At 68.5% G+C, this 24425-nt stretch carries 25 protein-coding genes; 8 read left to right on the top strand and 17 right to left on the bottom strand.

All coding sequences use genetic code 11. The features are described from left to right. Nucleotides 1-56: 56 nt before the first annotated feature. Together GGQ59_RS13215 and GGQ59_RS13210 are read left to right on the top strand one after the other, a co-directional pair. The gene (locus GGQ59_RS13215) at nucleotides 57-428 is read left to right on the top strand and encodes a hypothetical protein (protein ID WP_183819387.1); all 372 of its coding nucleotides are present in this window, start codon (nucleotides 57-59) and stop codon (nucleotides 426-428) included. Between the two features lie 105 nt (nucleotides 429-533). Next, on the top strand, nucleotides 534-1454 hold the full coding sequence (locus GGQ59_RS13210; RefSeq protein ID WP_183819385.1) for a choice-of-anchor A family protein: 921 nt from the start codon (nucleotides 534-536) through the stop codon (nucleotides 1452-1454). Here GGQ59_RS13210 and fni read toward each other — a convergent pair. After that, complete coding sequence (fni, locus tag GGQ59_RS13205) at nucleotides 1442-2461, bottom strand: type 2 isopentenyl-diphosphate Delta-isomerase (RefSeq protein WP_183819383.1); 1020 nt, start codon at nucleotides 2459-2461, stop codon at nucleotides 1442-1444. The two genes, GGQ59_RS13210 and fni, sit on opposite strands and share 13 nt — an antisense overlap. A gap of 119 nt (nucleotides 2462-2580) precedes the next feature. Here fni and GGQ59_RS13200 point away from each other — a divergent pair, with 119 nt between their 5' ends. Next, nucleotides 2581-3498: a polyprenyl synthetase family protein gene (locus GGQ59_RS13200; protein ID WP_183819381.1), complete on the top strand. Its 918-nt coding sequence runs from the start codon at nucleotides 2581-2583 to the stop codon at nucleotides 3496-3498. A gap of 12 nt (nucleotides 3499-3510) precedes the next feature. Here GGQ59_RS13200 and proB read toward each other — a convergent pair whose 3' ends face one another. After that, nucleotides 3511-4668: a glutamate 5-kinase gene (gene proB, locus GGQ59_RS13195; RefSeq protein ID WP_183819379.1), complete on the bottom strand. Its 1158-nt coding sequence runs from the start codon at nucleotides 4666-4668 to the stop codon at nucleotides 3511-3513. A gap of 314 nt (nucleotides 4669-4982) precedes the next feature. Between proB and GGQ59_RS13190 the strand changes: the two genes are divergently transcribed. From GGQ59_RS13190 to putP, 3 genes are all read left to right on the top strand, one after another. Further along, the gene (locus tag GGQ59_RS13190) at nucleotides 4983-5750 is read left to right on the top strand and encodes a pyrroline-5-carboxylate reductase family protein (RefSeq protein ID WP_221401047.1); all 768 of its coding nucleotides are present in this window, start codon (nucleotides 4983-4985) and stop codon (nucleotides 5748-5750) included. Between the two features lie 63 nt (nucleotides 5751-5813). Beyond that, entirely contained in the window at nucleotides 5814-7094 is a 1281-nt protein-coding gene (locus tag GGQ59_RS13185) for a glutamate-5-semialdehyde dehydrogenase (protein ID WP_183819374.1), read from the top strand. 90 nt (nucleotides 7095-7184) lie between these two features. Continuing rightward, nucleotides 7185-8684 carry a sodium/proline symporter PutP gene (putP, locus tag GGQ59_RS13180; protein WP_183819371.1) on the top strand — a complete coding sequence of 500 codons (1500 nt, stop codon included), beginning with the start codon at nucleotides 7185-7187 and terminating at the stop codon, nucleotides 8682-8684. A 19-nt stretch (nucleotides 8685-8703) separates the two neighbouring features. Here putP and GGQ59_RS13175 read toward each other — a convergent pair whose 3' ends face one another. The 6 genes from GGQ59_RS13175 to crtY are packed head-to-tail and all read right to left on the bottom strand — an operon-like array spanning nucleotide 8704 to nucleotide 14445. Next, a complete protein-coding gene (locus tag GGQ59_RS13175; protein WP_183819369.1) occupies nucleotides 8704-9438 on the bottom strand; it encodes an SDR family oxidoreductase in 735 nt (244 codons plus the stop codon). A 59-nt stretch (nucleotides 9439-9497) separates the two neighbouring features. Then, a complete protein-coding gene (locus tag GGQ59_RS13170; RefSeq protein WP_183819552.1) occupies nucleotides 9498-9998 on the bottom strand; it encodes a sterol desaturase family protein in 501 nt (166 codons plus the stop codon). A 5-nt stretch (nucleotides 9999-10003) separates the two neighbouring features. Next, nucleotides 10004-10732 carry a fatty acid desaturase gene (locus GGQ59_RS13165; RefSeq protein ID WP_183819367.1) on the bottom strand — a complete coding sequence of 243 codons (729 nt, stop codon included), beginning with the start codon at nucleotides 10730-10732 and terminating at the stop codon, nucleotides 10004-10006. After that, a complete protein-coding gene (locus GGQ59_RS13160; protein WP_183819365.1) occupies nucleotides 10729-11688 on the bottom strand; it encodes a phytoene/squalene synthase family protein in 960 nt (319 codons plus the stop codon). Before GGQ59_RS13160 ends, GGQ59_RS13165 begins: the two co-directional genes overlap by 4 nt. A 22-nt stretch (nucleotides 11689-11710) precedes the next feature. Next, on the bottom strand, nucleotides 11711-13255 hold the full coding sequence (locus GGQ59_RS13155) for a phytoene desaturase (RefSeq protein ID WP_183819363.1): 1545 nt from the start codon (nucleotides 13253-13255) through the stop codon (nucleotides 11711-11713). Next, the gene (gene crtY / locus GGQ59_RS13150) at nucleotides 13252-14445 is read right to left on the bottom strand and encodes a lycopene beta-cyclase CrtY (protein WP_221401046.1); all 1194 of its coding nucleotides are present in this window, start codon (nucleotides 14443-14445) and stop codon (nucleotides 13252-13254) included. The genes GGQ59_RS13155 and crtY overlap by 4 nt, the downstream gene beginning before the upstream one ends. Nucleotides 14446-14554: 109 nt before the next feature. On the opposite strand from crtY, the gene GGQ59_RS13145 reads away from it, so the two are divergent. Then, a complete protein-coding gene (locus GGQ59_RS13145) occupies nucleotides 14555-15313 on the top strand; it encodes a DUF502 domain-containing protein (protein ID WP_183819359.1) in 759 nt (252 codons plus the stop codon). Here GGQ59_RS13145 and yihA read toward each other — a convergent pair. From yihA to rpmH, 5 genes are all read right to left on the bottom strand, one after another. After that, on the bottom strand, nucleotides 15310-15927 hold the full coding sequence (gene yihA, locus GGQ59_RS13140; protein ID WP_183819356.1) for a ribosome biogenesis GTP-binding protein YihA/YsxC: 618 nt from the start codon (nucleotides 15925-15927) through the stop codon (nucleotides 15310-15312). The two genes, GGQ59_RS13145 and yihA, sit on opposite strands and share 4 nt — an antisense overlap. Beyond that, a complete protein-coding gene (locus tag GGQ59_RS13135; protein ID WP_183819354.1) occupies nucleotides 15924-17156 on the bottom strand; it encodes a cation:proton antiporter domain-containing protein in 1233 nt (410 codons plus the stop codon). The genes yihA and GGQ59_RS13135 overlap by 4 nt, the downstream gene beginning before the upstream one ends. Beyond that, nucleotides 17157-18929 carry a membrane protein insertase YidC gene (gene yidC / locus GGQ59_RS13130; protein WP_183819352.1) on the bottom strand — a complete coding sequence of 591 codons (1773 nt, stop codon included), beginning with the start codon at nucleotides 18927-18929 and terminating at the stop codon, nucleotides 17157-17159. A 68-nt stretch (nucleotides 18930-18997) separates the two neighbouring features. After that, nucleotides 18998-19342: a ribonuclease P protein component gene (gene rnpA, locus GGQ59_RS13125; protein ID WP_183819350.1), complete on the bottom strand. Its 345-nt coding sequence runs from the start codon at nucleotides 19340-19342 to the stop codon at nucleotides 18998-19000. An 8-nt stretch (nucleotides 19343-19350) separates the two neighbouring features. Next, nucleotides 19351-19485 carry a 50S ribosomal protein L34 gene (gene rpmH / locus GGQ59_RS13120; protein ID WP_183819549.1) on the bottom strand — a complete coding sequence of 45 codons (135 nt, stop codon included), beginning with the start codon at nucleotides 19483-19485 and terminating at the stop codon, nucleotides 19351-19353. A gap of 239 nt (nucleotides 19486-19724) precedes the next feature. Between rpmH and GGQ59_RS13115 the strand changes: the two genes are divergently transcribed. After that, on the top strand, nucleotides 19725-20420 hold the full coding sequence (locus GGQ59_RS13115; protein WP_183819348.1) for a sensor histidine kinase: 696 nt from the start codon (nucleotides 19725-19727) through the stop codon (nucleotides 20418-20420). A gap of 6 nt (nucleotides 20421-20426) precedes the next feature. Here GGQ59_RS13115 and GGQ59_RS13110 read toward each other — a convergent pair whose 3' ends face one another. Genes GGQ59_RS13110 through GGQ59_RS13095 form a run of 4 tightly spaced genes read right to left on the bottom strand, consistent with a single transcriptional unit; the run spans nucleotide 20427 to nucleotide 24356 of the window. After that, a complete protein-coding gene (locus tag GGQ59_RS13110; RefSeq protein WP_183819346.1) occupies nucleotides 20427-21365 on the bottom strand; it encodes a lysophospholipid acyltransferase family protein in 939 nt (312 codons plus the stop codon). After that, the gene (gene lpxK, locus GGQ59_RS13105) at nucleotides 21362-22354 is read right to left on the bottom strand and encodes a tetraacyldisaccharide 4'-kinase (RefSeq protein ID WP_221401044.1); all 993 of its coding nucleotides are present in this window, start codon (nucleotides 22352-22354) and stop codon (nucleotides 21362-21364) included. Before lpxK ends, GGQ59_RS13110 begins: the two co-directional genes overlap by 4 nt. Continuing rightward, nucleotides 22348-23637, bottom strand: a complete 1290-nt coding sequence (locus GGQ59_RS13100; protein ID WP_221401043.1) for a 3-deoxy-D-manno-octulosonic acid transferase — start codon at nucleotides 23635-23637, stop codon at nucleotides 22348-22350. The genes lpxK and GGQ59_RS13100 overlap by 7 nt, the downstream gene beginning before the upstream one ends. Continuing rightward, the gene (locus GGQ59_RS13095; protein WP_183819342.1) at nucleotides 23634-24356 is read right to left on the bottom strand and encodes a lysophospholipid acyltransferase family protein; all 723 of its coding nucleotides are present in this window, start codon (nucleotides 24354-24356) and stop codon (nucleotides 23634-23636) included. The genes GGQ59_RS13100 and GGQ59_RS13095 overlap by 4 nt, the downstream gene beginning before the upstream one ends. Nucleotides 24357-24425 lie beyond the last annotated feature (69 nt).

Here is a 24425-nt window from a genome sequence, read left to right as displayed (position 1 = left end):
ACTTTTGGCATCCTTCGTGCAGACTTCTCCGGGAGCGCAGCCCCCGGAGTGCCTGGTTGACTGCAAGACGCACGATCTCCGTCCTCGCAGCCGCTGCGAGCCTCGTCGCCGGCTTGAACGCTGCGGCGCAGGACGCGCACCAGGACGGTGCCGTGCACCTTCCCCAAGCGCTGAGCGCGGAGGTCGATGCCGCCGGGAGCTTCGCCTGGCTCGATCGCGGCGCGCCGACCCTCGTCCAAGGTTCCGAAGTCGGGCCCGAACAGTCTCGCGGTACCGAAACCCGCTTCTTAGGCGATGCCGCCTTCGGGCCTTCGTCCCGCAAGCTAGGCGCGGTCAGCAGGGTGGTGACGGTCGCGGGGCAGGACCTCGACCTGAACGGCGGGATCGGCAAGCGCGGAGCCTACGCCGAGATGGCCATCGACTTCTGACGTCGACGCGGACGCGAAGATCGCGCCGGTTCGCTTAAACTTTCGTTCACCTTTGGCATCGCTCCTGCAGAGGACGCTCCACGTTCTCTCGGAGCCAGTTCGATCATGACCAAGCGTATCCTCGCCGCCGCCCTCGCGGCGAGCCTGCTCTCGACCACCGCGCACGCCGCACCCGTCGCGGCCGACCTCCTCGCCCAGTACAACCTGATCGTCCTCGGTGACGCCACGGTCTCGTCCGAGACCGAAGGGACCGTCTTCGTCGGCGGCGATTTGACGTCGGACGGTGTCTACGGGGTCAATCCGGACCGGCTGCCCAATGGTGCCGAGTTCGGCGCGAGCCTCGTCGTCGGCGGTGACCTCTTGGGTGCCCAGTATGGCGGCGTCCGGGTGTTCGAAGGCGACATCGTGATCGGCGGGAACGCGAACGGGCGACTCTACAACAATGACGGGGGTACGATCACGAACGCCCCGGTGAACGTCAGCGGCGTGGCCACGGCCATGCACGGCCTTTCCACCGACCTCGCCCGGCTCGTCGATACCGGCGGCTCCATCACGGGCGGCCAGAACGCGGTGCTCACCTCCGCGGCCGGCGCCGACGGGATCGCGGTCTTCGACCTCGATGCGAGCTTCTTCTCGGGCGTCTCCAACCTCAGCTTCGCCACGGGCGGGACCACGACGGTCGTCAACGTGTCGGGCACCGACATCGACCTTGGCGGCGGGTTCAACTTCAACGGTCCGTTCGCCGACGTGATCTTCAACTTCTACGAGGCGGAGACGATCGACATCGGCGCGGCCTTCTCGGCTTCCCTCCTCGCGCCCGACGCCGCCGCGCGGTTCACGGGCGGGCGGATCGAGGGATCGGTCGTGGTCGGGTCGCTCTTCCAAACGGTCGAAGTGGACGGCCCGCTCTTCATGGGCGATCTCGGCGGTGCGCCCGTGCCGCTTCCCGCCCCGGCGCTTCTGATGGCGACCGGCCTTGCGGGTCTCGTCGGCGCCCGCCGGGCGCGGAAGGCTCAGGAAGCCTGAAGCGGCGCTTCTCGCAGCTGGGCGAGGTCGGCGCTGCCGGTGCAGAAGCAGGCGACGCGCAGTTGCGTCGCCAGAGCCTCGAAGCGGGCGGCGACGGCCTCGGCGCTGGTCGTCGCGGCGTTGAGCACCGCGCCCGCGAACCCGGCGAGGTCCGCGCCCAGGCGGATCGCCTTGGCCGCGTCAACCCCGTCTCTGAGGCCGCCCGAAGCGATGATCACCGCTTCGGGTGCGACGGCGCGCGCTTCCCGAACGGCGCGGGCCGTCGGCACGCCCCACCCGGCGAACGCCTCGGCCACGGCCGTGCCGTCCGTGTCCCGCGCGCCCTCGACGCGCGCCCAGTTCGTGCCGCCCGCGCCCGCCACGTCGATCACGACGACGCCCGCCTCGGTCAGTCGCCGGACGACGGCGGCTGAGAGGCCGAACCCGACCTCCTTCACCGCGACCGGCACTCCTGCGCGCGCGATCGCCTCGATCGCGGCGAGGACGCCGCGCCAATCGGTGTCGCCGCCTCGTTGCACGGCCTCCTGCAGGGGGTTCAGGTGCACGAAGAGACCGTCGGCCTCGATCATGTCGAGGGCCTGGCGGGCCGCATCGACCGCGTCCCGGCCAAGCAGTTGCGCTGCGCCGATGTTGCCGACGAGGGGGATCGAAGGGCAGCGGCGGCGCAGGTCCGCGCCGAGCCCCGCAGAGCCTCGCTCCTCGAGCGCGATCCGCTGACTGCCCACGGCGAGGGCCAGCCCCAAAGCTTCCGCCGCTTCGCCCAACGCCTCGTTGATGCCCGCCGCGCGCGCCGGTCCGCCCGTCATGGACGAGATCAAGAAGGGAAGGCGCATCGGTCGGCCGAACAGCGTCGCGGAGAGGTCGACGTCACCAAGGGCGAGCTCGGGCAGGGCGCAGTGCTCGAACCGGATTGCCTCGAGGCCCGTGGTCAGCCCCTTGAAGCCGACGTCGCCGGACAGGACGGCGTCGATGTGGTCGGCCTTCCGCCGGGCGATGTCTGCGCTCATCGGGCCTCTATGTGTCATTCCCCGGCTCTACCGGACGCAGCGCCCGGACCCAACGCCCGCTTTGCCTTGCGGAGGGGATCGCTTCATATTGCTCTGACTGGCGGAGACAGAAACCCCGAATGAGCTTCACCATCGCCGAGAAGAACATACGAGAAGCGGGTGGAGACGGGTTTGCGCAAGACCTTGCGAGCCTGAAGATGGTGATCGAGGTGCGCCTCGATCAGCTCCTGCCGCGCGGCGGCGAGCCGAGCCTCGCGGCACGCTACAGCCTGCTCGCCCCCGCCAAGCGCTTACGGGCGGTGCTGACTGTCCTCGCCGCCCGCCAATGCGGCGGCGCGGAGGAAGCGGCGCTGGACGTCGCGTGCGCGGTCGAGATGGTCCACACGGCGAGCCTCGTCTTCGACGACCTGCCCGCCATGGACGATGCCGACCTCCGCCGCGGCGTGCCGACCCCGCACAAGGTCTATGGCGACGACGTCGCGATCCTTGCGGGGATCGGTCTTCTCAACGGCGCCTTCGGTGTCGTCGCGCAGGCGCAGTCGCTGAGCCCGACGCAGCGGGTCGAGGTCGTCGAGGTGCTCTCCCGGGCCGTGGGTTGGACGGGCCTGGTGCAGGGGCAAGCGCTCGACCTCGCCCATGGCGAAGGCTCCATCGACGACATTCACTACGGCAAGACGGGGGCCCTGTTCGTCGCGGCCGCGCTCGCGGGCGCGGCGTGCGCCGGAGCGCCGGTCTCCGCGCGCGCGCCGCTCGTGACCTATGGCCGCGAACTCGGCCTGGCCTACCAGGCGCTCGACGACGTGCTCGACCACGTGGCGAGCGATGGCCTGGCGGGCAAGTCGACCCGGAAGGATGCCGACAAGCGCACGGCGGTGATGCTCGGTTCCGTCCCGTCGGGCGGCTTGCGGGCGGCGAAGAGCCGGGCGGAGCGTCACCTGGAGGCAGCCGCCGAGGCTGCCTCGGCCGTATGTGACGGTAGTCCCCTCGTCGCCCTGACCGAGCATATCCGCGCCCACTTCGAGAAAGTGGGCGCGTAACGGCCCCGGTCTTTACGAGGCGATCGACGTGACGTCGTCGTCCGGCGCCTCTCGCGGGAGGTGACGATCCTCGATCGGGACGAGGTTGCGCGCCGCGATGACGTCGGCGTTCGAGTGGTAGCCGAGCACGGACTCGACCGCTTCGCCGGCGCGACGGGCCAGGAGCACCGTCTCGTTGGACGCGTAGTTGGTCAGCCCGCGCGCGCACTCCTCACCCTTCTCGTCGTAGATGTGCAGGACGTCGCCCTTGGCGTACTCTCCTTGCACGGCGACGATGTCGTCGGCGCGGATGCCGCGCTGTCCCGTGCCGAGCTGAGCCGCAGCCTCGTTCGAGACGACGAGGCTGCCCGCCATGGTGAGGCGGTCGGCGAGCCAGACCCGCCAGGACGACGAGGCGTCGCCTTGCGCGATGCACCGGGTATGGCGGCGTTCGTTCTTCAGGACCGAGCTCACCGGACTGTCGAGGATGCCGCTGGCGATGTAGGCGGTGACGCCCGCGTTCTGCGCCATGTTCGCCGCCTGCATCTTCGTCAGCATGCCGCCCGAGCCGAGCGTGCTCTTGCCGGTCGTCGCCTCCAGGTAGATCGAGACGTCCTCGACCTCCTCGACGAACTGCGCACCCGGTTCGTCCGGATCGCGGTCGTATAGGCCCTCGACGCCCGTCAGCATGACGAAGTGCTGCGCCTGGATCATCTGGGCGACCTTGGCGGCGAGGCGGTCATTGTCGCCGACGCGGATCTCCTCGGTCGTGATCGTGTCGTTCTCGTTGATGATCGGCAGCATGCCCTTCGCGAGCAGGCGGTCGAGCGTGTTCTTTGTGTTCAGGAACCGCCGGCGGTTCTCCATGTCCTCGGAGGTCAGGAGGATCTGCGCGATGTCGATGCCGAACTCGAGCGCGACCTGCTTGTATGCGTTCATGATCAGCGGTTGGCCGCAGGCGGCGGCGGCCTGCTTGTCCGCGAGGCCTGCGTCCTTCGGCGTGAGGCCGAGCGTGCCGAGCCCGATGGCCGCCGCGCCGGAGGAGGTGAGCACGACCTCGTAACCTTCGGCCCGAAGCGCCGCGATGTCGGCCATCATGCCGTGGAGAAAGGCGTATCGGACCGCGAGGCTCTCCTCGCCGACGAGGAGGCCGGAGCCGATCTTGACTACGATGCGTTTTTGATCGTTCACGGATTGTCCTTGTTATCTCTGCGTTCCTGCGTGGTGTAAGTAGCCAACATTGCAATGCAACAAACAGTCTTGGATCAGCGTAGCAACATCACGGACACGTGATAATAAGACGAACAATTCGAAATAGGGGTCAGACGTTCGTTGCTTATGACGCCGCCACCATAGCAAGATTGAGCGATATCAGGAAATTGTAGAGATATTCGCTTGGTCATGTTGCGATGCGATGGGCCCTACGTTATCTCTTTGCTGATATGAATTTGATGACGAATACTGACAAACGAGAACCGATGCAGACCCCTCCCTTGCGCGTACTCATGGCCGGATGCGGAAAGATGGGCGGCGCGATGCTGTCGAGCTGGGTCGAGGAGGGTGCCGGGACCTTCGTCGCCGTCGACCCGGGCGAGCCCCGGGTTCCGCAAGGCGTCCGCCACGAAAAGAGCCGGGACGCCCTGGGGACGGAACGCTTCGACGCGCTCGTCGTCGCCGTGAAGCCGCAGATGCTCGACGACGTCTTGCCGCCCTACGAAGCGCAGCTCGAAGATGGCGGCTTCGCGCTGTCGATCGCGGCAGGCGTCGCGGCGAAGCGGGTCTCCGAGAAGCTGGGCGGCGCGCCGGTCATTCGCGTCATGCCGAACCTGCCCGCCGCCATCGGCCGCGGGGTCAGCGCGCTCTATGCGGGCGAAGGCGTGACGGACGCGCACAAGGCGGCGGCGACGCGGCTCGTCGAGGCCACCGGCACCGCCGTCTGGCTCGAGGACGAGGACCAGATCGACCGGTTCACGGCCGTCGCGGGCTCCGGCCCTGGCTACGTCTTCGAGATCCTGCGGTCCTACGTCGAAGCGGCGAAGGGCTTGGGGTTCGACGAGGCGACGGCGCGCGAGATGGTGTTCGGCACCGTCCTCGGGACGACCGAGATGGCGCAGCGTGAAGGGCGGCCGCTCGATGAGCTGCGCAACGACGTCACGAGCCCGAACGGCACGACGCAGGCCGGGCTCGATCAGCTGCGCAAGGACGGCCTACTGGAAGGCCTCATGGAAGAGACGCTGCGCGCGGCCTATGACCGCGCGGTCGAGCTGCGCTGAGGCGCGACGACCCAGCGAATGACGGCGGCCTCGCGCCGCACCGAAGACATTTGAGGAGAGATCATGTTGGACCAAGCCCCTGAAACGGAAGTCTCGGACGCCGAGGCCCACATCGAAGAACTCGGCCGTAGAGCGCGCGCGGCGTCGCGCGTCCTCGCCGCGGCGAGTACGGAACAGAAGAATGAGGCCCTGAAAAGCGCGGCCCGTGCGCTGCGCGCGGCCTCCGAAAAGATCGTCGCCGCGAACGAGGAAGACGTCGCGGGCGTCCTCGCCGCCGGCAAGTCGGGCGCCTTCGTCGACCGGCTGAAGCTGGACGAGGCCCGCGTCGAGGGCGTGGCGGCCGCGCTCGACCAGATCGCGGACCTGCCGGATCCTGTCGGGCGCGTCCTCGCCAAGTTCGAGCGGCCCAACGGCCTTCTGATCGAACGCGTCGCGACGCCGCTGGGCGTGATCGGCATGATCTACGAGAGCCGCCCGAACGTCGGCGCGGACGCCGGCGCGCTCTGCGTGAAGTCCGGCAACGCCGTGATCCTTCGCGGCGGGTCGGAGAGCCGCCGGTCGACCGAGGTGATCGTGAACGCCCTGCGCGCCGGCCTCGCCGAGGCGGGCCTGCCGGAGGACTGTATCCAGGCGGTCGGGACGACCGACCGGGCGGCGGTCGCGGCGCTCTTGCGGGCGACGGAGTTCATCGACCTCGTCATTCCGCGCGGCGGACGCGGGCTCGTCAGCCTGGTCCGCGACCAGGCGCGGGTGCCGACGCTGCTGCACCTCGACGGCAACTGCCACACATACATTCACGCAGATGCGGACCTGCAAGAGGCCGCAGAGATCGTCACCAATGCGAAGCTGCGCCGGACCGGCATATGCGGCGCGACCGAGAGCCTGGTCGTGGACCGGGCGGTCGTCTCGAAGTTCGTGCCCTTGCTGCTCGACACGATCGGACAGTGCGAGGTCCGCGGCGACGAGGAGGCGAGGGCCGCCGACGACCGGATCGTGCCGGCGACCGAAGAGGATTGGAACACCGAGTACCTCGACAGCATCCTCTCGGTGAAGACGGTCGAAGGGCCGGACGAGGCGATCGCCTGGGTGCAGAAGCATTCCTCCGGTCACACGGACGCGGTCCTGACCGAGGATGCGGGCGTCGCCGAGCGGTTCCTCAACGCGATCGACTCGGCGGTCGTCATGCACAACGCCTCGACGCAGTTCTCCGATGGCGGCGAGTTCGGCATGGGCGCCGAGATCGGCATCGCGACTGGCAAGGTCCACGCTCGCGGCCCGGTCGGTCTCGAGCAGCTGACGACCTTCAAGTACCGAGTGCACGGGGACGGGCAGACCCGGCCGTAAGGTCGACGAAAGGGCGAGCTGCGACGCTCGCACCGAGGTAGAACCGAGCGCCGTCCGGCCGGGCGGCGCTCTCCCACGTAAGGGGGCAGAATGCAGACCGAACAACTGATTTCTCTCGCCGGCTACTTTCTCCTGATGCTCGGCATCGGGCTCTATGCCTACCTGAAGTCTACGGACGACGTGTCGGGCTACATGCTCGGCGGCCGCCAGCTCAGCCCCGCCGTCGGCGCTCTGTCGGCGGGCGCGTCCGACATGTCGGGTTGGATGCTGATGGGGCTGCCCGGGGCGGTGTACCTCACCGGCCTGTCGAGCGCCTGGATCGCCGTCGGCCTGACGGTCGGCGCCTACCTCAACTACAAGCTCGTGGCGCCGCGCTTGCGGATCTACACCGAGCGGGCGGACGACGCGATCACCATTCCGGACTTCCTCGAGAAGCGCTTCAACGACCGGACGCGAACGATCCGCGTCCTCTCCTCGGTCGTCATCGTCATCTTCTTCACGCTGTACACCTCCGCCGGCATCGTCGCGGGCGGCAAGCTGTTCGAGGCGTCGTTCAACTTCCCCTACGTGCCGGGCCTGTTCCTGACGGCGGGCGTGGTCGTCGCCTACACGCTGTTCGGCGGTTTCCTAGCGGTCAGCCTGACGGACTTCGTCCAGGGCTGCATCATGTTCATCGCGCTGATCCTCGTGCCGGTGATCACCATCACGCAGCTCGGCGGGTTCGAGGGGACGGCGCGAAGCGTCGAGGCCGTCTCGCCGGCGCTTCTGAGCTGGACCGAAGGGGTCACCGTGATCGGGCTCATCTCGGCGCTCTCCTGGGGGCTCGGCTACTTCGGCCAACCGCACATCATCGTGCGGTTCATGGCGATCCGCGACCTGCCCGGCATCAAGACGGCGCGGCGGATCGGCATGTCGTGGATGGTCGTCACGGTCATCGGCGCGGTCGCCACCGGCATCGCGGGGGCGGGCTACGTCGCCTCGACGAGCACGGAGCTCGACGACGCCGAGACGATCTTCATCCTTCTCAGCCAGATCCTGTTCCACCCCTACATCGCAGGGTTCCTGCTGGCCGCGATCCTGGCTGCCATCATGAGCACGATCAGCTCGCAGTTGCTGGTCGTATCCTCCTCGCTGACCGAGGACTTCTACCGGGTGTTCGTCCGCCGCGGGGCGAGCGAGAAGGAGCTGGTGCTGGTCGGCCGGATCTGCGTCCTCCTGGTCTCGCTGGTCGCGATCGGGCTCGCGCTCGATCGGTCGAACTCGATCCTGTCGCTGGTCTCGAACGCCTGGGCGGGCTTCGGGGCGGCCTTCGGTCCGATCATCCTCCTGACGCTGTTCTGGCGCGGCCTGACGCTGAAGGGTGCGGTCTCGGCGATGGTGGCGGGCACGGTGACGGTCCTGTTCTGGCTCTACGCACCGGTCGGGCCTGAAGGCGCCGCACTGTCGTCCGTGATCTACGAGATCGTGCCTGGCTTCATCGTGGCGTTCGCGACCGCGGTCGGCGTCAGCCTTTTCACGCGCCAGGCGCCGGAGCCTGTCCTCGTCCGCCACGACGAGGTCATGGCGGAGCTGAAGGCCGCAGGGGCCTGAGCGCAGGCAGTGTCGGGGCTCAGCGCCCCGACATGCCGCCATCCACGATGAGCTCGGCGCCGTTCACGTAAGAAGCGTCGTCCGAGAGCAGGAAGGCGACGGCGGTGGCGATCTCCTTCGCCTCGCCGAAGCGGCCGAGAGGGACCTGCTTCGTGATCTCCTCTTGGAACTTCTTCTCCTCGTCCTTGCTCATCCCGGCGCGCGAGCCGAAGTCCGTCGAGATCGGCCCCGGCGCGACGGCGTTCACACGGACCTTGCGCTTCGCCATCTCCTTGGTCAGCGTCCGGACGTAGGAATGCAGGGCGCCCTTGGTCGCGCCGTAGAGGCTGTTCCCTTCCATCCCGGCGTACTGGGCGATGGAGGTGTTCACGACGATCGTGCCGCCGTCCTTGAGCTGTCCCGACAGGGCCGACATCTGCAGCATGGGGCCGCGGACGTTGACGTGGAACTGCTCCTCGAACTTGTCCGTACTGACCTCGTCGTGCGGGACCATCACCGCGTAGCCGGCGTTGAGGAAGATGCCGTCGAGTTGGCCGGCTTCTTCGGCCAGCGTCTTGGCGGCGTCAGGGTCGGAGGAGTCGTTCTTCAGCGCCTTGACCCCGGGGATCGCGTCGCGGACCGATTGCAACTTATCCTCGTTGGTCCCCGTGACGACGACCTCCGCCCCTTCGCTCGCCAAGAGTTCGGCCGTGGCGCGGCCGATGCCGCCCGAGCCGCCTGTGACGAGGAACCTCTTGCCTTCGAAGCGTGCCATGAGAGCCTCCGTTCTGTGTCTTCGCGAAGAGGACACGGGAGGAGCCGGCTGCGTTCGCGTTAACGCGCCGCCATGTCGGCCTTGCGCTCGGCTCGCAGCGCGCGGAGCTTCGCTTGAAGCTTCTTCGGGTCGGGCGCGAGGACGAAGCCGTAGGAGACGGCCCCGTGCTTGGACGTCGTCGCGTGGTGGAGCTTGTGCGCCTGGACGAGGCGCTTGAAGTAGCCGCGCTTGGGCACCCAGGCGATCGGCAGCCTTCCGTGCACGAGCCCGTCGTGAACGAAGGCGTACATGATTCCGTAAAGGGTGATGCCGAGCGCGATCCACCAGAGGGGCGGCCAGAAGTAGTAGCCGACGACGAAGAGCACGGTCGAGAAGACGCCGAAGACGACCGCGTAGAGGTCGTTGTGCTCGAGCGCGCCGTCATGCGGCTCGTGGTGGTCACGATGCCAGCTCCAGCCCCAGCCATGCATGATGTATTTGTGCGCGGACCAGGCGACCGCCTCCATCCCGGCGGCGGTGCCGAGGACCAGCGTGATCTTCAGCCAGAGGGGAAGGATCATGTCGCTCATCGGGCCTCCGTACGGCGGCGGGGCAAGCGCCACCAGGGCTCGTGCGGGTAGAGGTGGTGCTCGTGATGGTAGCCGCCGAAGTTGTAGCAGGTGAGGAGGGCGGCGAGGGCCGGCATCCGGTCCGAGCGCGCGTTGTGTTTGTCGGCGAAGGCCCCTTCGGCGTGCCGGTGCGGGCGGAAGGTGCCGAAGTAGAAGAGCTGCACCGCCGAGCCGAGGGCGGGCACGCCGTAGAACAGGACGATGTTGAGGGGGCTCGCTCCGAGGACAAGCCAGTAGAAGAAGACGACCGCGTTCACGAACAGGAACGGCCGCCAGGAGAAGTGGTGTCGGAAGAACTGGACGAACCAGGGCCAGAAGGCGTCGGGGTGGTCCGCCGAGAAGTCGGGATCGTCCGCCGTGCCGGGAGCTGCGTGGTGGCCTGCATGGCTTCGCGCCAGGCGGTCGTAATGGAAGCCCGCATAGAGGGTCATCACCACCCAGCCGAAGGCGCGGTTCACGACCGGGCGGCCCGGCGCGAGGCTGCCGTGGATGGCGTCGTGGCTGATGATGAAGAGGCCGACCGAGAGCCAGAGGAGGGCGAGGATCAGGAGAGGGGCGAGGAGTGCTTCGCGGCTGGAGAGGTCGAGGAAGAAGACGCCGTAGACGTGAGCCGCCAGCCAGGCACCGGTGATCGCCGTCGCCAGCGCGACGCCGATCAGGCCGGTCCTAGCGGGCGCATCCGTCATGCCGTCCCTTCGGTCCGGTACTTCCACAGGTCGCCGCGTGGCGGCAGGGCGCGGAAGACCATGACCTTGGCAGAGGCCCCCTGCATGCAGCCGAGCCCAGCGAGGGCGAGCTTGCGCTTCTTCGAGGTCCGGGCGCGAACGTCCCAGGCCGCAGGTCCGCGCTGGCGCACCACGCGGCCGATGTCCCGGTAGACGCCGCGCGCGGCGGCGACCGCGAAGCCTGCGCGGATCGGCAGGCGGCGCACGCCGGGTCCCGCGCTCTCGTAGTAGCGCTCGGCGACGGCGAGGAGGCGCCGCGCGACGTCCGAGACGCCGTCCCGGTTGGCCGGGTCCAGGACGCCTTCGGGCCCGTCGATCCCGTGCTCGGCGAGCCAGTCCGATGGGAGGTAGACCCGCCCGATCGCGGCGTCGTCGACGACGTCACGGGCGATGTTCGTCAGCTGGAAGGCGATACCGAGGTCGGCGGCGCGGTCGAGCGTCTCCTGATCGTCCGGGTCCACGCCCATGACGATCGCCATCATCACGCCGACGACGCCGGCGACGTGGTAGCAGTATTCGAGCGTGTCCGAGATCGTACGGTAGTCGCGTGCCTCGACGTCCATCTCGAAGCCCCGCAGGAGGTCGAGGGGGTGGTGAGCCGGCATGTCGGTTGCCAGCGCGACCTCACGAAAGGCAGCCATGGGCGCCGAGGAGACCTCGCCGCCGCGCAAGGCGGCCAGCGTCTCGCTCCGCAGCGCGTCGAGATCCGACCGGCGCGGCGTGTGGGCGGCGCCGGCCTTCGAGTCCTCGCCGAAGCCGAGGTTCTGCCCGTCGATCACGTCGTCGCAGTGGCGGCACCACGCGTACAGCATGTGCGCGTGACGTCGCATGGTGGGGCGGAAGAGGAGGCTCGCCAGCGCGAAGCTGCGGGAGCCCTTCGCGATGGCCTCGCTCGCTGCGGCCTCGACTTCTTTCATGCTCGCAGTCTCGTTCACGGCCTCACTCCGCTGCCACTGCCTGCGCGGCCTCGTGCTCACCAGCCGTCGGCGTGAGGCCGAAGTCCTCGATCATGAGCCCCGCCGTCGCCCGAGCCGAGCCGACGACGCCCGGCACGCCCGCGCCCGGATGCGTGCCCGCGCCGACGAAGTAGAGGTTCTCGATCTCGTCGTCGCGGTTGTGCAGGCGGAAGAAGGCGGACTGCGTCAGGACCGGCTCGAGGCTGAAGGCCGAGCCGTGATGGCTGTTCAGCTCGTCCTTGAAGCCCTGCGGCGTCAGCATGTGGTCGGTGACGATGTGCTTTCGCAGGTCCGGGAGGTAGCGCTCTTCGAGGTACTGATAGATCCGCTCCTTGTACTTCGGGCCCTCGACGGACCAGTCGATGTCGGCCTTGCCGAGGTGCGGGACGGGCGAGAGCACGTAGAACGCCTCGCCGCCCTCCGGCGCGAGGCTCGGATCGGTGGCGGTCGGCCGGTGCAGGTAGAGCGAGAAGTCTTCGGGCAGCTCAGGCCCCGCGAAGATCTCCGAGATCAGCTCGCGGTAGCGCTGGCCGAACAGGATCGTGTGGTGAGCGATGTCCTCGTACTTCTTGTCCGTGCCGAAGTAGATGACGAAGAGGCTCATCGAGTAGCGCTTCTTCTTGAGCGCGCTCGTCGCCTTCTGCCCGCGCGGGGACCGGTGCAGGAGCTTCTCGTAGGTGTGGACGACGTCCGCGTTCGAAGCGACGGCGTCGAAGTCGCCGGTCCAGCCGCTCTTCGTGCGGACGGTCTTGAGGCGTCCGGCCACCTCGTCGATCTCTTCGACGGGATCGCCGAGGATGACCTCGCCGCCGAGGTCCTCGAAGAAGCGCCCCATCCCGCGTACGAGGGCGCCCGTGCCGCCGCGGGGGAACCAGACGCCCCACTCGCGCTCGAGCGCGTGGATGAGCGCGTAGATGGCCGACGTCTTGAAGGGGTCCCCGCCCACCAGCAGCGGGTGGAAGCTGAAGGCCTGTCGCAGGTGCTCGTCCTCGATGAACTTCGACACCTGGCTGTAGACGGACTTGTCGGCCCGGAGCGTCGCGAGCTGCGGCGCGACGCGGATCATCGACCAGAAGTTCAAGAAGGGAACGTGGCCGAGCTTGAGGTAGCCCTCGTCGAAGAGGCGCCGCGTGTAGGCGTGGAAGCGGTCGTAACCTTCGACGTCCTTCGGGTTGATCTTGGCGATCTGTTCCTTGAGCGCGTCCCCGTCCTGGACGTAGTCGAAGGTCGTCCCGTCCTCCCAGCGCAGGTTGTAGAAGGGGCTGACGGGCATCAGCTCGACGTAGTCCGACAGCTTGGCGCCCCCCGCCTCGAACACGGCCTCGAGGCAGGTCGGGTCCGTGATGACGGTCGGTCCGCCATCGAAGGTGTAGCCGTCCTGCTCGTAGACGTAGGCCCGGCCGCCGAGCTTGTCCCGGCCCTCGATCAGCGTGACCTGAAAGCCTGCGGCCTGCAGCCGGCAGGCGAGGGCGAGCCCGCCGAAGCCCGCGCCGACGACGCATGCCTTGGGCTTCGTCCCTTTCGTCATGCCCGCTCCGTGCATCCGTTCGTTCCTTCCCTGCCCAGCCGTTCCGGTCTCAGCGCCCGCATCGCCGCCGGGATCGGCACGGGCGGCCTGCCTGCCAGGACTCGGGCCATGTCGCCTAGCGTCGTCTTTCCCGCATAAAATCGCTCGATGAGGGCCTGCGGCAAGCCGTAGAAGCGTTCTAGGACGACGTAACGCAGGTGCGGCTCGGCCGCGCGGAAGAGCATACGGTTGAGGAGGCGGTAGAAGCGCTGCTCGCGCCAGGTGGTCTTCGCGTGGTTTTCGACGAGCGCGAAGAGCGCTTCCGGTCCGGGCACGCCTTCGCGGCAAGCCTCGGCGACGAGGTCCGCGAGGCGGGCGGCGTCGGGCAGGCTGTAGCCGGTGACGGGGTGGAAGAGGCCGGCGCGAAGCCCGAGCGGAGCGGGGCCATCGCGCGCGTCGTCCCAAAAGCCGTCCACGTCGCCTTCGAGGACGATCGGCAGGATGCCCGTCTCCTCGCGCAGGACCTCGGCGACCTGCCAGCCTTGGCGGGCGGCGTAGGCGGCGATCTCGTCCCGTAGCGTACCCTCCGGCAGGTCCGCGCCGTCGGCGTAGTAGGTGTCCTCGATGAGGAGCGTGTCTTGCGTGAAGGGCAGGACGTAGACGAAGCGGTAGCCGTCGGTCTGCGCGACCGTCGCGTCCATGATCGTCGGCACGGTGACGCCGTGGGGCGCCGCGGTGCGGACCTCCTGGCCCAGGAACTTCTGAAAGCCGAGGGTGAGCCGCGGCGTCGGCTGCGCGCCGCGCCCGTCGAGAACGGTCCCGGCGAGGCGGCGCTGATCGGTCAGTGTGAGCCCGTCCGGGTCCGCCGCCGCGACCGGCGTGCCGGTCAGCAGGTCGACGTTCGCGACGTCGGACAGCACATCGTGCAGGCGCTCGGAGGTGACGCTGCGGTAGCCCGTGCCGAGGGTCCGTTCGCGCTTCGGGAAGCGCACCTTCTGCCCCGGCCAGCGGTGGACGATAAAGGGGTCGATCCAGGCGTGCTGGTCCGCCGTCACGTCGGTCTCGTGGAACGACCAGGTGTGGTTGCCGCCGAGCGTATCGGCCGCTTCGACGAGACCGATCCTGAGGTTCGGGTTCGACACCGCCACCCGATAAGCAGTGAGCGCCGAGGAGAGGCCGCCGCCGGCGAAGAGGAGGTCGTAGGTGGACACGGGGGCAGGCCTAGCCCGATCCGCGGGCGCTACCAATCGGGTTCCCATTAAGGCTTTCGCTCTCTAGAAATGCGAGGCTTGGCGATGCGCGCCCCCAAGGAGCCCGGTCGTGGCCAACAGTCCTGAGAACAACGAGCCGAAGAAGGTGCTGGCGCCGCAAGGCCCGTTCTCGGCGCTGCGCAACAACTTCCTGACCGGCGTCGTGATCTCGGCGCCCATCTTGATCACCATCGCGCTCATCTACTGGCTGGTGACCGGGCCGCTCGCGCGGCTCGACGACTTCATGCAGTCGGCCTTCCCGCAGTCCTGGCTGCCGCCGGAGTGGGAAGGCTTCTACATTCCCGGGCTCGGCGTCCTGGTGGCGATCGTGCTGCTCGTCATCGTCGGGGTAATCGCGAAGAACGTCATCGGGCGGTTCTTCATCGACCTCGGCGAGAAGCTGCTCGACGCGGTGCCGGTGGTGCGCAGCCTCTACGGCTTCTTCAAGAACGTCTTCGAGATGGCGCTGCAACAGTCCGAGCAGTCCTTCCAGGAGGTCGCGCTGATCGAGTACCCGCGCGAGGGCATCTGGACGCTCTGCTTCGTGGTCACGCGCACCAAGGGCGAGGCGCGCCACGCGCTGTCCTCCGTCGCCGACGACATGACCAACGTCTTCGTGCCGACGACCCCGAACCCGACCTCCGGTTTCCTGCTCTTCGTCCAGCGCTCGAAGCTGCGCGTGCTTGAGATGTCGGTCGAGGACGGCGCGAAGATGATCTTCTCGGCCGGCCTCGTCGCGCCGGAGTACACGCCGCTCGCGGAGCGGGTGACGGCGATCTCGGGCGGAACGAAACAGCCTCGTACGCCGGTGAAGCGCGGTCAGGCCTAGCGTTCGGTCAGCGCCGCGAGCGTGGTGCGCAGCTCTTCCATGCCCTCGCCGGTCTGCGAGGAGGTCAACAGCACGTCGGGGTGCGCGGCGGGACGTTTGACGATGGCACCCGCGACCGCCTTCCGCACGCCCTCGGCTGCGGTCGGCTTCACCTTGTCGATCTTGGTCAGAACGATCTGATAGGGAACGGCCGCTTCGTCGAGCGTGTCCATCGTGCCCGCATCCACCGGCTTCAAGCCGTGCCGGCTGTCGACGAGGACGCAGACGCGGCGAAGGCCGACGCGGCCCTTGAGGTAGTCGAGCGTGAGGCCGGTCCAACCCTCGACGTCCGTCCGGCTCGCCTTGGCATAGCCGTAGCCTGGCAGGTCGACGAGGCGAAGCTCTCCGCCGAGGTCGAAGAAGTTGAGCTCCCGCGTGCGCCCCGGCGTATTGGAGGTCCGCGCGAGCGCCTTCCTGTTCGTCAGCGCGTTGAGAAGGCTCGACTTGCCGACGTTCGAACGCCCGGCGAAAGCGACCTCGGGCAGGCCGGGATCGGGCAGCGCAGCGATGCTGGTCACACCGAGTAGGAAGTCGCAGGGTCCCGCGAAGAGCTTTCGCGCCTCTTCTTCTGTCACTTCGCGTCTCCGAACCGGCGGGTGAGCGGCGTCGCGCAGACGCCGTAGGTGATGACGGAGGTGGTAACGAGCGCCGTGACGATCGGCCAGACCACTTCGAGCTCCGTGCGGTGCAATGCGAGCGTCGCGTAGAAGATCGCCGCGACGCCGATCGGGCCGAACCAGCCCGCGAAGCTCGCCGTCCGCCTCGATCCGTAGAGCGGCAGGCGGGCGCCGAACGAGGCGAAGGCGGGAAAGCGCCGAAACAGCGTGACGAGCACACAGGTCAAGACGAGCGGCCAGCCAAGTTCGCCCCACTGCGAGAAGGGCAGGGCGACACCGAGCAGGATGAAGACGGGCAGGGTGAGAACGCGGTCCACCGTGGTCTGGAAGTGCTGCGAGTGCTCGTCGCGTTCGCCGCGGAAGAAGCCGTTGAGGAGGATGCCGGCCGTAAAGACGCCCAGGATGCCGTCGGCCCCCATCAGGCGGACGCCGGCCAGCGTCGCGATCGTTAGGGCGAGGGTGACGGCGGTGACCGTCTTGGCGTCGGTGGCGCCGCGCTCGGCCATCCAGACGAAGGTCCGTCCCGTCACCCAACCAAGGACGCCGCCGAGACCTGCAGCCGCGACCACCTGCCAGAGAATCACCTCGAAGAGGTAGTGCGCCCAGAGCGGTCCGTCCCCCGGCGGCGACAGGAGGAGTGTCGGTAGGAGGACGAAGGGTAGGGCGAGCCCATCATTGATGCCGCTCTCCGCGGTGATCGCATGGCGCGTTCGTTCGCGGACCCGCGCCTTCGCGACCTTCCCTTCGACGATGCTGGCGGCGAGGACGGGGTCGGTCGGCGTGACGATCGCGCCGACCAGGAGGCAACCGAGAAGGCCAAGGCCGAGGGGGGCGACGAGGAGTGCCGAGGCCGCCCACATCGCCGCCATGCCGAGGGTCAGGACGATCGCGAGCGACCGCCAGTGCGCCGTCAGCCATCCAGCCGGCAGACGGAGCGCCGCGCCCATTACGGAGAGGCTGACCGTCAAACGCGCGGTCTGCTCGAAGAGGCTCCGATGCGCCTCCGAGGTCATGACGTCGAACTCGAAGAGGCCGAGGACTGCCGGGCCGACGAGGACGCCGACCGTGAGGCACACCAGCGCCTCCGACACCCAGAAGCGTGCCTTCACCCAGTCGCTTACGAGCGAGAGTGCGAGGATGGTCCCCGCCGACAGCGCCAGGAAGGCGTTGAAGGCCTGATCCGACACCTACTCGGCGGGCGTGTTCGAGTTGGCAGCCTTACCGCGCCCGAACGCGTTCTTCACATTGCCCAGGATGTCCGGCTTCGCCCCGGCCCGGCTCATGATGACGTATTGCTGAATGACGCCGAGCGTCGTGTTCCAGAACCAGTAGAGGACGAGCCCCGCGGCGAAGGGCGCGAAGATGAAGACGAAGATGAAGGGCATGAGGCCGAAGATCTTCGCCTGCATCGGGTCGGGCGGCGGCGGGTTCAGCTTGGTCTGCACCCACATCGCGACGCCCATCAGAAGCGGCAGGATGCCGATGCCCAAGAACGCGCCGACGACCGGCACCACCGACGGATCGTAGGGAAGCAGGCCGAACAGGTTGAAGACGGTGGTCGGGTCCTGCTCCGAAAGGTCCTTGATGTACAAGAAGGGCTGGTGGCGCAGCTCGATGGTCGTGAAGAGGACTTTGTAGAGCGAGAAGAAGATCGGCATCTGCGCGAGGATCGGCAGGCAGCCTGCCGCCGGATTGACCTTGTTCTTCTTGTACAAGGCCATCATCTCCTGCTGCATCTTCGTCGGGTCGTCCTTGTACCGCTCGCGCAGCGCGGAGACCTCGGGCGTCAGCTTCCGCATGTTCGCCATCGACTTGTAGGAGGCGTTGGCGAGCGGGAAGAGGATCGCCTTGATGACGAGGGTGAGCGCCAAGATGGCGACGCCCCAATTGCCGAACAGGCCTGCGAAGAACTGGAGCCCGGCGAAGATCGGCCGGGTGAGGAAGAACAGGAAGCCCCAGTCGATCGCCTTGTCGAACTCGGTGATGCCGTAGGCGTCCTCATAGGCGTTGAGGAGACGGACGCGCTTCGGTCCCGTGTAGACGTAGTTTTGAACCTCCGTCGCCTCGCCCGGCTGCAGCACGGTCGGCGCGAGGCGCGTCGCCGCCGCGATCTGCGGGAAGGGCGCGGTCGTGAGCGACCGGACTTGCGCGGTGAAGGGCTGATCCTGAGGCGGGGCGGTCGCGACGAGCCAGTACTTCGAGGCGAGGCCGGTCCAGCCGCCGGTTCCCGAAACCTCGAAGCCGCCCTTCTTCACGACCGACTTGTACTTCTGCTCCTGCAGGGTACCCCCGGCGACGGCGATCGGTCCTTCGAAGGCGATGCCCCGCGAGGTGTCGGGCAAGTCGCGGTGAAGGACGGTCGTGTAGGGTTCGACCGTGATCGGCGCGCCGCTCTCGTTGCTGATGCTGTAGGTGGCGGTGAAGAGGTAGTCGTCTGCGACCGCATAGGTCAGACGATGCTCGACGCCGCCTTCCCGCCGCGTGAGCGTCAACGGCGTGCCCGGGGTCAGCGTCGCGCCCTCGGGCGCCTCCCAGAGCGCCTTGTCGCCCGGCGCGCCCGCCACGGCCATGCCGGGAAGAACGTACTGCGCGCCCTCCGTCTGACGCGGACTGAGCAGCGTCACGCGCGGCGCCTCGCCGACGGCCTCGATGCCGTAGCGGCGAAGGGTCAGGTCGTCGAAAACGCCGCCGCGCAGGTTGATCGAACCAGTCACGGCGGGCGTTTCGATCGGAACCCGGCCCGGGGCCAGCTTCAGCGCCTCGATCCGATCGAGCGTGGCGTCGGTCGCCGGCGCGTTCAGCGCTTCGGTAAGGGAGGGGCCGGCCTGCTGCGCCGCTTCGATCCCCTGCTGGCGCTGCTGCGCCTCGGCGGCCTCCCGCTGCGGGCCGAGGACCAACTGATCCCAGCCGATCAGGATGAGCGCCGTCAGGACGAGCGCCAGGATGAGGTTGCGGTCCATGATTCTGAGTTCCGTGATGCTCGTACGGCGCGATCAACGCGCCACGCCCCGGTTCGACCGCGGGGCCGTCAGCTCGCGGGCGGGTCTAAGAGGGCGGTACGCATGTCGTCAAGAAGCGACGGCCAAGGTCGCGACGCCGCACCCGGCCGTGCGATCAGGACGTAGTCCGTGCCGACGGCATCGCTGGTGGCGAGGACCTCCCGTGCGGCGGCACGGAAGCGCCTCTTGATCCGGTTGCGCGTGACGGCGCCCCCGATCTTCTTCGTTACGGTGATGCCGAGCCGAAGCTCGCTGCGTCCGTTCGGCATCGACTGGAGGAGGAAACTCTCCGTCCCCCGCCGCTTGCCGCGTCTCAGGCGCACATAGTCCGAGCGTTGTCGCAGAACGACGATTTTGGCGCCCGAAGGAGTCAAAGGGCTCGTCAGGCGGAGAGCTTGTTCCGGCCCTTGCTGCGGCGCGCCGCGAGGACCTTGCGACCGCCAACGGTCGCCTTGCGCGCACGGAAGCCGTGGCGGCGTTTGCGCTTGAAGTTACTCGGTTGGAAAGTGCGTTTCATGACGGTCGCTCCGGCCGGGGGCGGATAGAATAGGATCGAGCCGCGGCGGATAAACGCACGGGTCGCTTCGGTCAAGGCACACCCGTCGCGTAGAGTTGACGCGCCTCCCTGTCGTCAGGATTCGGCAGCCCCCCATCAGATAGTTATGTTCGATATCGAGATGAGCTTCGGCTCTCCTTTACCGCATGATGCCATCAACGGTGGCGAGGCCGCGAAGCGGTCCCAAGGCAGGGGGATGAATGGCGGATGGCGTGACAGGAGGCGGCACCGAAGCGGTGTCTAGGCCGGCACGGACAGAATCGGAGCGGCTGGACCTCTCGCTCAAGGCGATGAAGGTGGTCCGACACGACCTCAGGAACCTGCTGGCCAGCGTCACCATCATCGCCGACCGCATCGCGGCGCTCGAAGATACTCGGCTCGCGGCGGCGGGGCCCCACCTGGTCACGTCGATGGAGCAGACGGTGGCGCTGTCACGGGCCGCGCAGGAGTTGTGCGAAGTCGCCCCTGGGTCGCCCGAGACGCTCGCCCTCGGCGGTGTCGCGTCCGATGCCGTCGACTCGGTCGAAGGAGCGAAAGTATCGTTCGAAGGGTTGGAGGGCGTCAGCGTCAAAGGCGATCGCGAGCAGTTGCGCCGCCTCTTCGCTCACCTCATCGACAACGCCATGCGCGCGACGGGACCCGACGGCAGCGTCACGCTGTCGGCGGTGCCCGGCCCGCAGGCGGTGACGCTGACCCTCAGCGATACGGGGCAGGGCGTGCCTGACTACGCCTTTGCGGACCTCCTAGTGCCGTTCGCGGGCGCGAAGCGCCGCGGGGGGACGGGCCTCGGCCTGCCCATCGCCGCTTCGCTGGCCGCCGCGAACGGAGGCGAACTTCACGTCGAGCGGAGCGGGGCCGACGGGACGGTCGTGATCGTGACGCTGCCCTCGCCTTGAGAAGCCTCAGGGCCTCGCCTTCGGCCAGCGCCGGTGAAACCAGAGCCACTGGCCGGGCGTCGTTCGGATGAAGCCCGACAGCGAATCGTTGATTCGCGTCGTCAGCGCGAGGGTGTCGGCGGCGGTGTCGCCCGTGCGCTCGAAGTCTATGGGATCGTGCACGGTGAGAACGAATCGGCTGCCGGGCTCTCGGACGATCTCTAGAGGAATGACGGGCAGCGCATGACGCAGCGCGAGCCGGGCGGGGGCCGGGGCGGTCGGCGCGGCTCGTCCCAGGAGCGGCGCTTCGATGCCGTCGTTGAGCTTCTGATCGGTGAGAAGGCAAAGGGACAAGCCTTCCTTCGCCGCTGCGAGCAACTCCCGGCCGCCGCGCTTGCCCTTGGGGATCAGCCGACGCGACATCACCTCCGCGCGTAGGCCGATGATCTCCTCGTCGACGAGCGGATTGTTCGCCGCGCGGTAGATCGTGGCGCAACGCAGCCCGCTGCGATGCAGCGCGATGGCCATCGCCTCCCAGTTCGCGAAGTGCCCCGAGACGAAGACGGCCTGACCGCCGCTCGAGACGAGGTTCGCGAGCCGTTCGGCGCCGACGACGCGCGTGCGGTCGCCGATCGCGGCCAGGTGCGCGTACTCGGCGGCCGTCCGCCCGAGGTTCTCCCACTCGTCGCGCAGGATGCGTTCCCTCTCGCCTCGCGACAGCGTCGGCATGACGAGCTCGAGATTCTCCAGGCCACGTCTGTGGACGGGGCGGAGCAAGGGACCGAACCGGCGTGCGAACCGTCCGAACCGGTCGGAGGCCTTCTCAAGGCCGGTCCGCCGCGACCAGGAGAGGAGCCCGCGCGCCGCCAGCGCCTCGACGCGGTGAAGAAGCGTGACCGGCCGATTCGCGCGCGGCGAGGGCAGGGGGATTGCGTCGTCCCAACGGGCTTGCGTGGCCTGCGTCATGGCGGTGTCCCTAGAGCACCAAAGAGCAGAGCGTCGAGCGCGTCCTCGTCCTCCACATGCATGACGCTCGGCAGGGGGCGAACCGACGTCCTGAAGGAAACGGGCAAGCGGACGAAGTCCTTGGCGGTCGTCACGAGCGTCGCCCCCCGCTCCGTCGCGGCCCTGGTGAGCGCCTCGAGTTCCCGCGCCGCGTAGGGGTGGTGATCGGGAAACGCCTTCGTGCCGACGAGCTGCCCGCCCGAAGCCTCTACGGCGCGGAAGAACCGCTCGGGCCGGCCGATGCCGGCGAAGGCGAACAGGGGCAGGTCCCGAGGCAGCGCTGCTGCGTCCAGCCGCTGCCACGCCCGAAGAAGAGGACGGTTCGCGGCGAAGGCACGCAACGTGTCGGGCAGGGCGGCGTCCGGCCCGGCGGTCACTGCGACCACCGCGTCCGCGCGCTCCAGCGCCGCTTCGGGCCGCTCGCGCAGGGGGCCGGCGGGGAAGACGCGGCCGTTGCCGAACCGGTTTTCGGCATCGACCAGAAGAAAGGACAAGGTCTTCGCCAGGCCCGGGTTCTGGAAGCCGTCATCCAGCAACAAGACGCTAGCGCCGGCCTCTATCGCCTCGCGTCCGGTCGCCACGCGATTCGCCCCGACCCAGACCGGCAGCGCGTCGCGGAGCAGGGTCGCTTCGTCTCCCACGCTCGCGGCCGTATCCGCGCGCCCGACGCGGTGCGGACCCTTGATGCGGCCGCCATAGCCCCGGATCAGAACGTGCGGGACGAAGCCGCGGCGCTTCAGCCGCTCGCCCAGGGCGAGAACGAAGGGCGTCTTGCCGACCCCGCCCATGGTCGCGTTGCCGGCGCAAATGACGGGAACGGAGAGGGGAATGGGCGTCGTCTTCGCGATCCGCCGCGCCCCCGCGAGGGCGTAAAGAGCGCCGAGCGGCGCGAGGGCCAGGGCTGCGGGGTGGTTCCGTCCCGCCGCCCAGAACCCGGGCGGGGTCAGCAAGGCACGCGATCCAGGACCGGGGCGAGGGCGCCGGTGATGTCGTCGAGAACGGCCGACGCCGCACCGTCCGACCATTCCTGCGCCGCCTGCGCCATTTGGTTCTGGGTCATCGGATCGTTCATCAGGCGAGCGAGCGACGCCGAGAGGTCGCGTGCGTTGCGGACCAAAGCCGAGCCGCCTGCGCCCCGCATGGCGGCGTAGGTCTCTTCGAAGTTGAAGATCTTCGGTCCTGTCAGGATGGCGCAACCAAGGCGCGCGGGTTCGAGCGGGTTGTGTCCGCCGACGGCGATGAGGCTGCCGCCGATGAAGGCGACGTTGCAGATACGATAGAAGAGGCCGAGCTCGCCGAGGGTATCGGCGATGTAGATCGCGTCTTCGGGACCAGGCAGATCGGACCGGCTCCGCCGGGACGCGCTGAGGCCAGCGCCCCTGACCAACGCATCGACCGAACCGCCGCGCTCCGGGTGGCGGGGCGCGATGATCGTGAGAAGGTCCGGCATCGTCGCCGATAGCCGCTTATGCGCATCGATCACCTCCTCCTCTTCGCCCGGATGCGTCGATGCGGCGAGCCAGCAAGGCCTTCCCCCCACCGCCTCGGTCAGCTTGTGCAGCTTGGAAGCATCGGCAGGAAGCGGCGGGGCGGCCTGTTTGAGGTTGCCGAAGCTCCGCACCTCCCGCCCGGACAGCTCCGCGAATCGGCTCGCATTGGCGCGGTCCTGTCCGAGGATGACATCGAAGGCCGACAGCAGGGCGCGGGCGACCGCCGGCCGCTTTCGCCAAGCATGGAATGCCCCCGGCGACATGCGGCCGTTGACGAGGGCGAGCGGGACCTGCCGGGCCTGCGCCGCGCCGATCAGGCCCGGCCAGAGCTCGGACTCGACGAAGAGGCCGGCGTCCGGCCGCCAGGCGTCGAGGAAGGCGCCGACGAAGGCCGGGTGGTCGATAGGCGCGTACTGATGGAAGGCGCCAGGCGGTAGCCGCTCCGCCATGAGCCGAGCCGAGGTGACCGTGCCGGTTGTCACGAGGATGCCGGCCTCGGGGCGCAGCACGCGAAGCCGCTCGATCAGGGGCAGCACGGACAGCGACTCACCGACGCTCGCCCCGTGGATCCAAAGCAGCGGTCCGTCCGGGCGAGGCCGTCCCGGCACGCCGCGCCGCTCCCCGATCCGGTCCGGATCTTCCTTTCCGGCCTTCAGGCGGCGATCGAGGATGGCGTCCGCGACGGGACGCATGAGGGAGGTGGCGGCGCGATAGGCGCGCAGGGAGAAAGGTTCAGGGGTCATGCGGGCGCGAGGACGGGCCGAATCGGGGCGTGTCCCATCATCTGATCTGCGAGGTCGGTGATTCGGTTGAGTTCCGCTTCGATGGCTCGGCGCGTGGCTTCGAGGTGAACGGGGCCCCGCCCCTCGACCATGACGGGCGTGCCGAAGGCGAAGACGCCGCGGCCGAAAGGGAAGGGCACGAGGAAGCGATCCCAACTCGAAAGGAAGCGCCCGGACGCAACCGAGTAGCTCATCGGCAAGACAGGCAGACCTGTCAGCCGCGCGAGTTGCGCGACACCGAGCCGCGCCTGCCGGGCGGGACCGCGCGGGCCGTCGGGCGTGACGCCTATGTTCCGCCCCGCCTTCGCGCTCTCGACCAGCCCCTTGAGCGCGGCGGCGCCGCCCTTCGCCTTGTCCGGCTTGCGCGGATCGGCACCGGAGCCGCGAGCCGCGTCGATTCCGAAGCGGGCGGCCAGACGGGTGCCCGCCTCGCCGTCGCCATGAGCGGAGATCATCATGGTGAAGTCGCGACCCTGCTCGAGCTTGATGATCGGCATCATCAGGAGCCGGGCGTGCCAGAAGGCGCAGATGAAGGGGCGTCCGCTCGAGATCATGGCCGCATGATGCTCCTCGCCGATCCGCGTCCAGCGGGTCGTGCGGTGCACGAATCGAACGTAGGCTGCGCCGAGGGGCGGCGCGAACCTCAGAAGGGCGTCGTTCAGTCTGTCTTTGCTGGCCAAGGCGCGCTCGTCTATGCGGGCCCGGCCTGTAGCGCGGCGGGGCGCGGCTGGCAAAGCGCGGGGGCAAGT

It is taken from the genome of Parvularcula dongshanensis, from assembly GCF_014199615.1.
GTDB classification, from domain to species: Bacteria; Pseudomonadota; Alphaproteobacteria; order Caulobacterales; family Parvularculaceae; genus Parvularcula; species Parvularcula dongshanensis.
The sequence above is the reverse complement of the archived record's forward strand: the minus strand, read 5'-3'. Positions and strand labels throughout refer to the sequence as shown.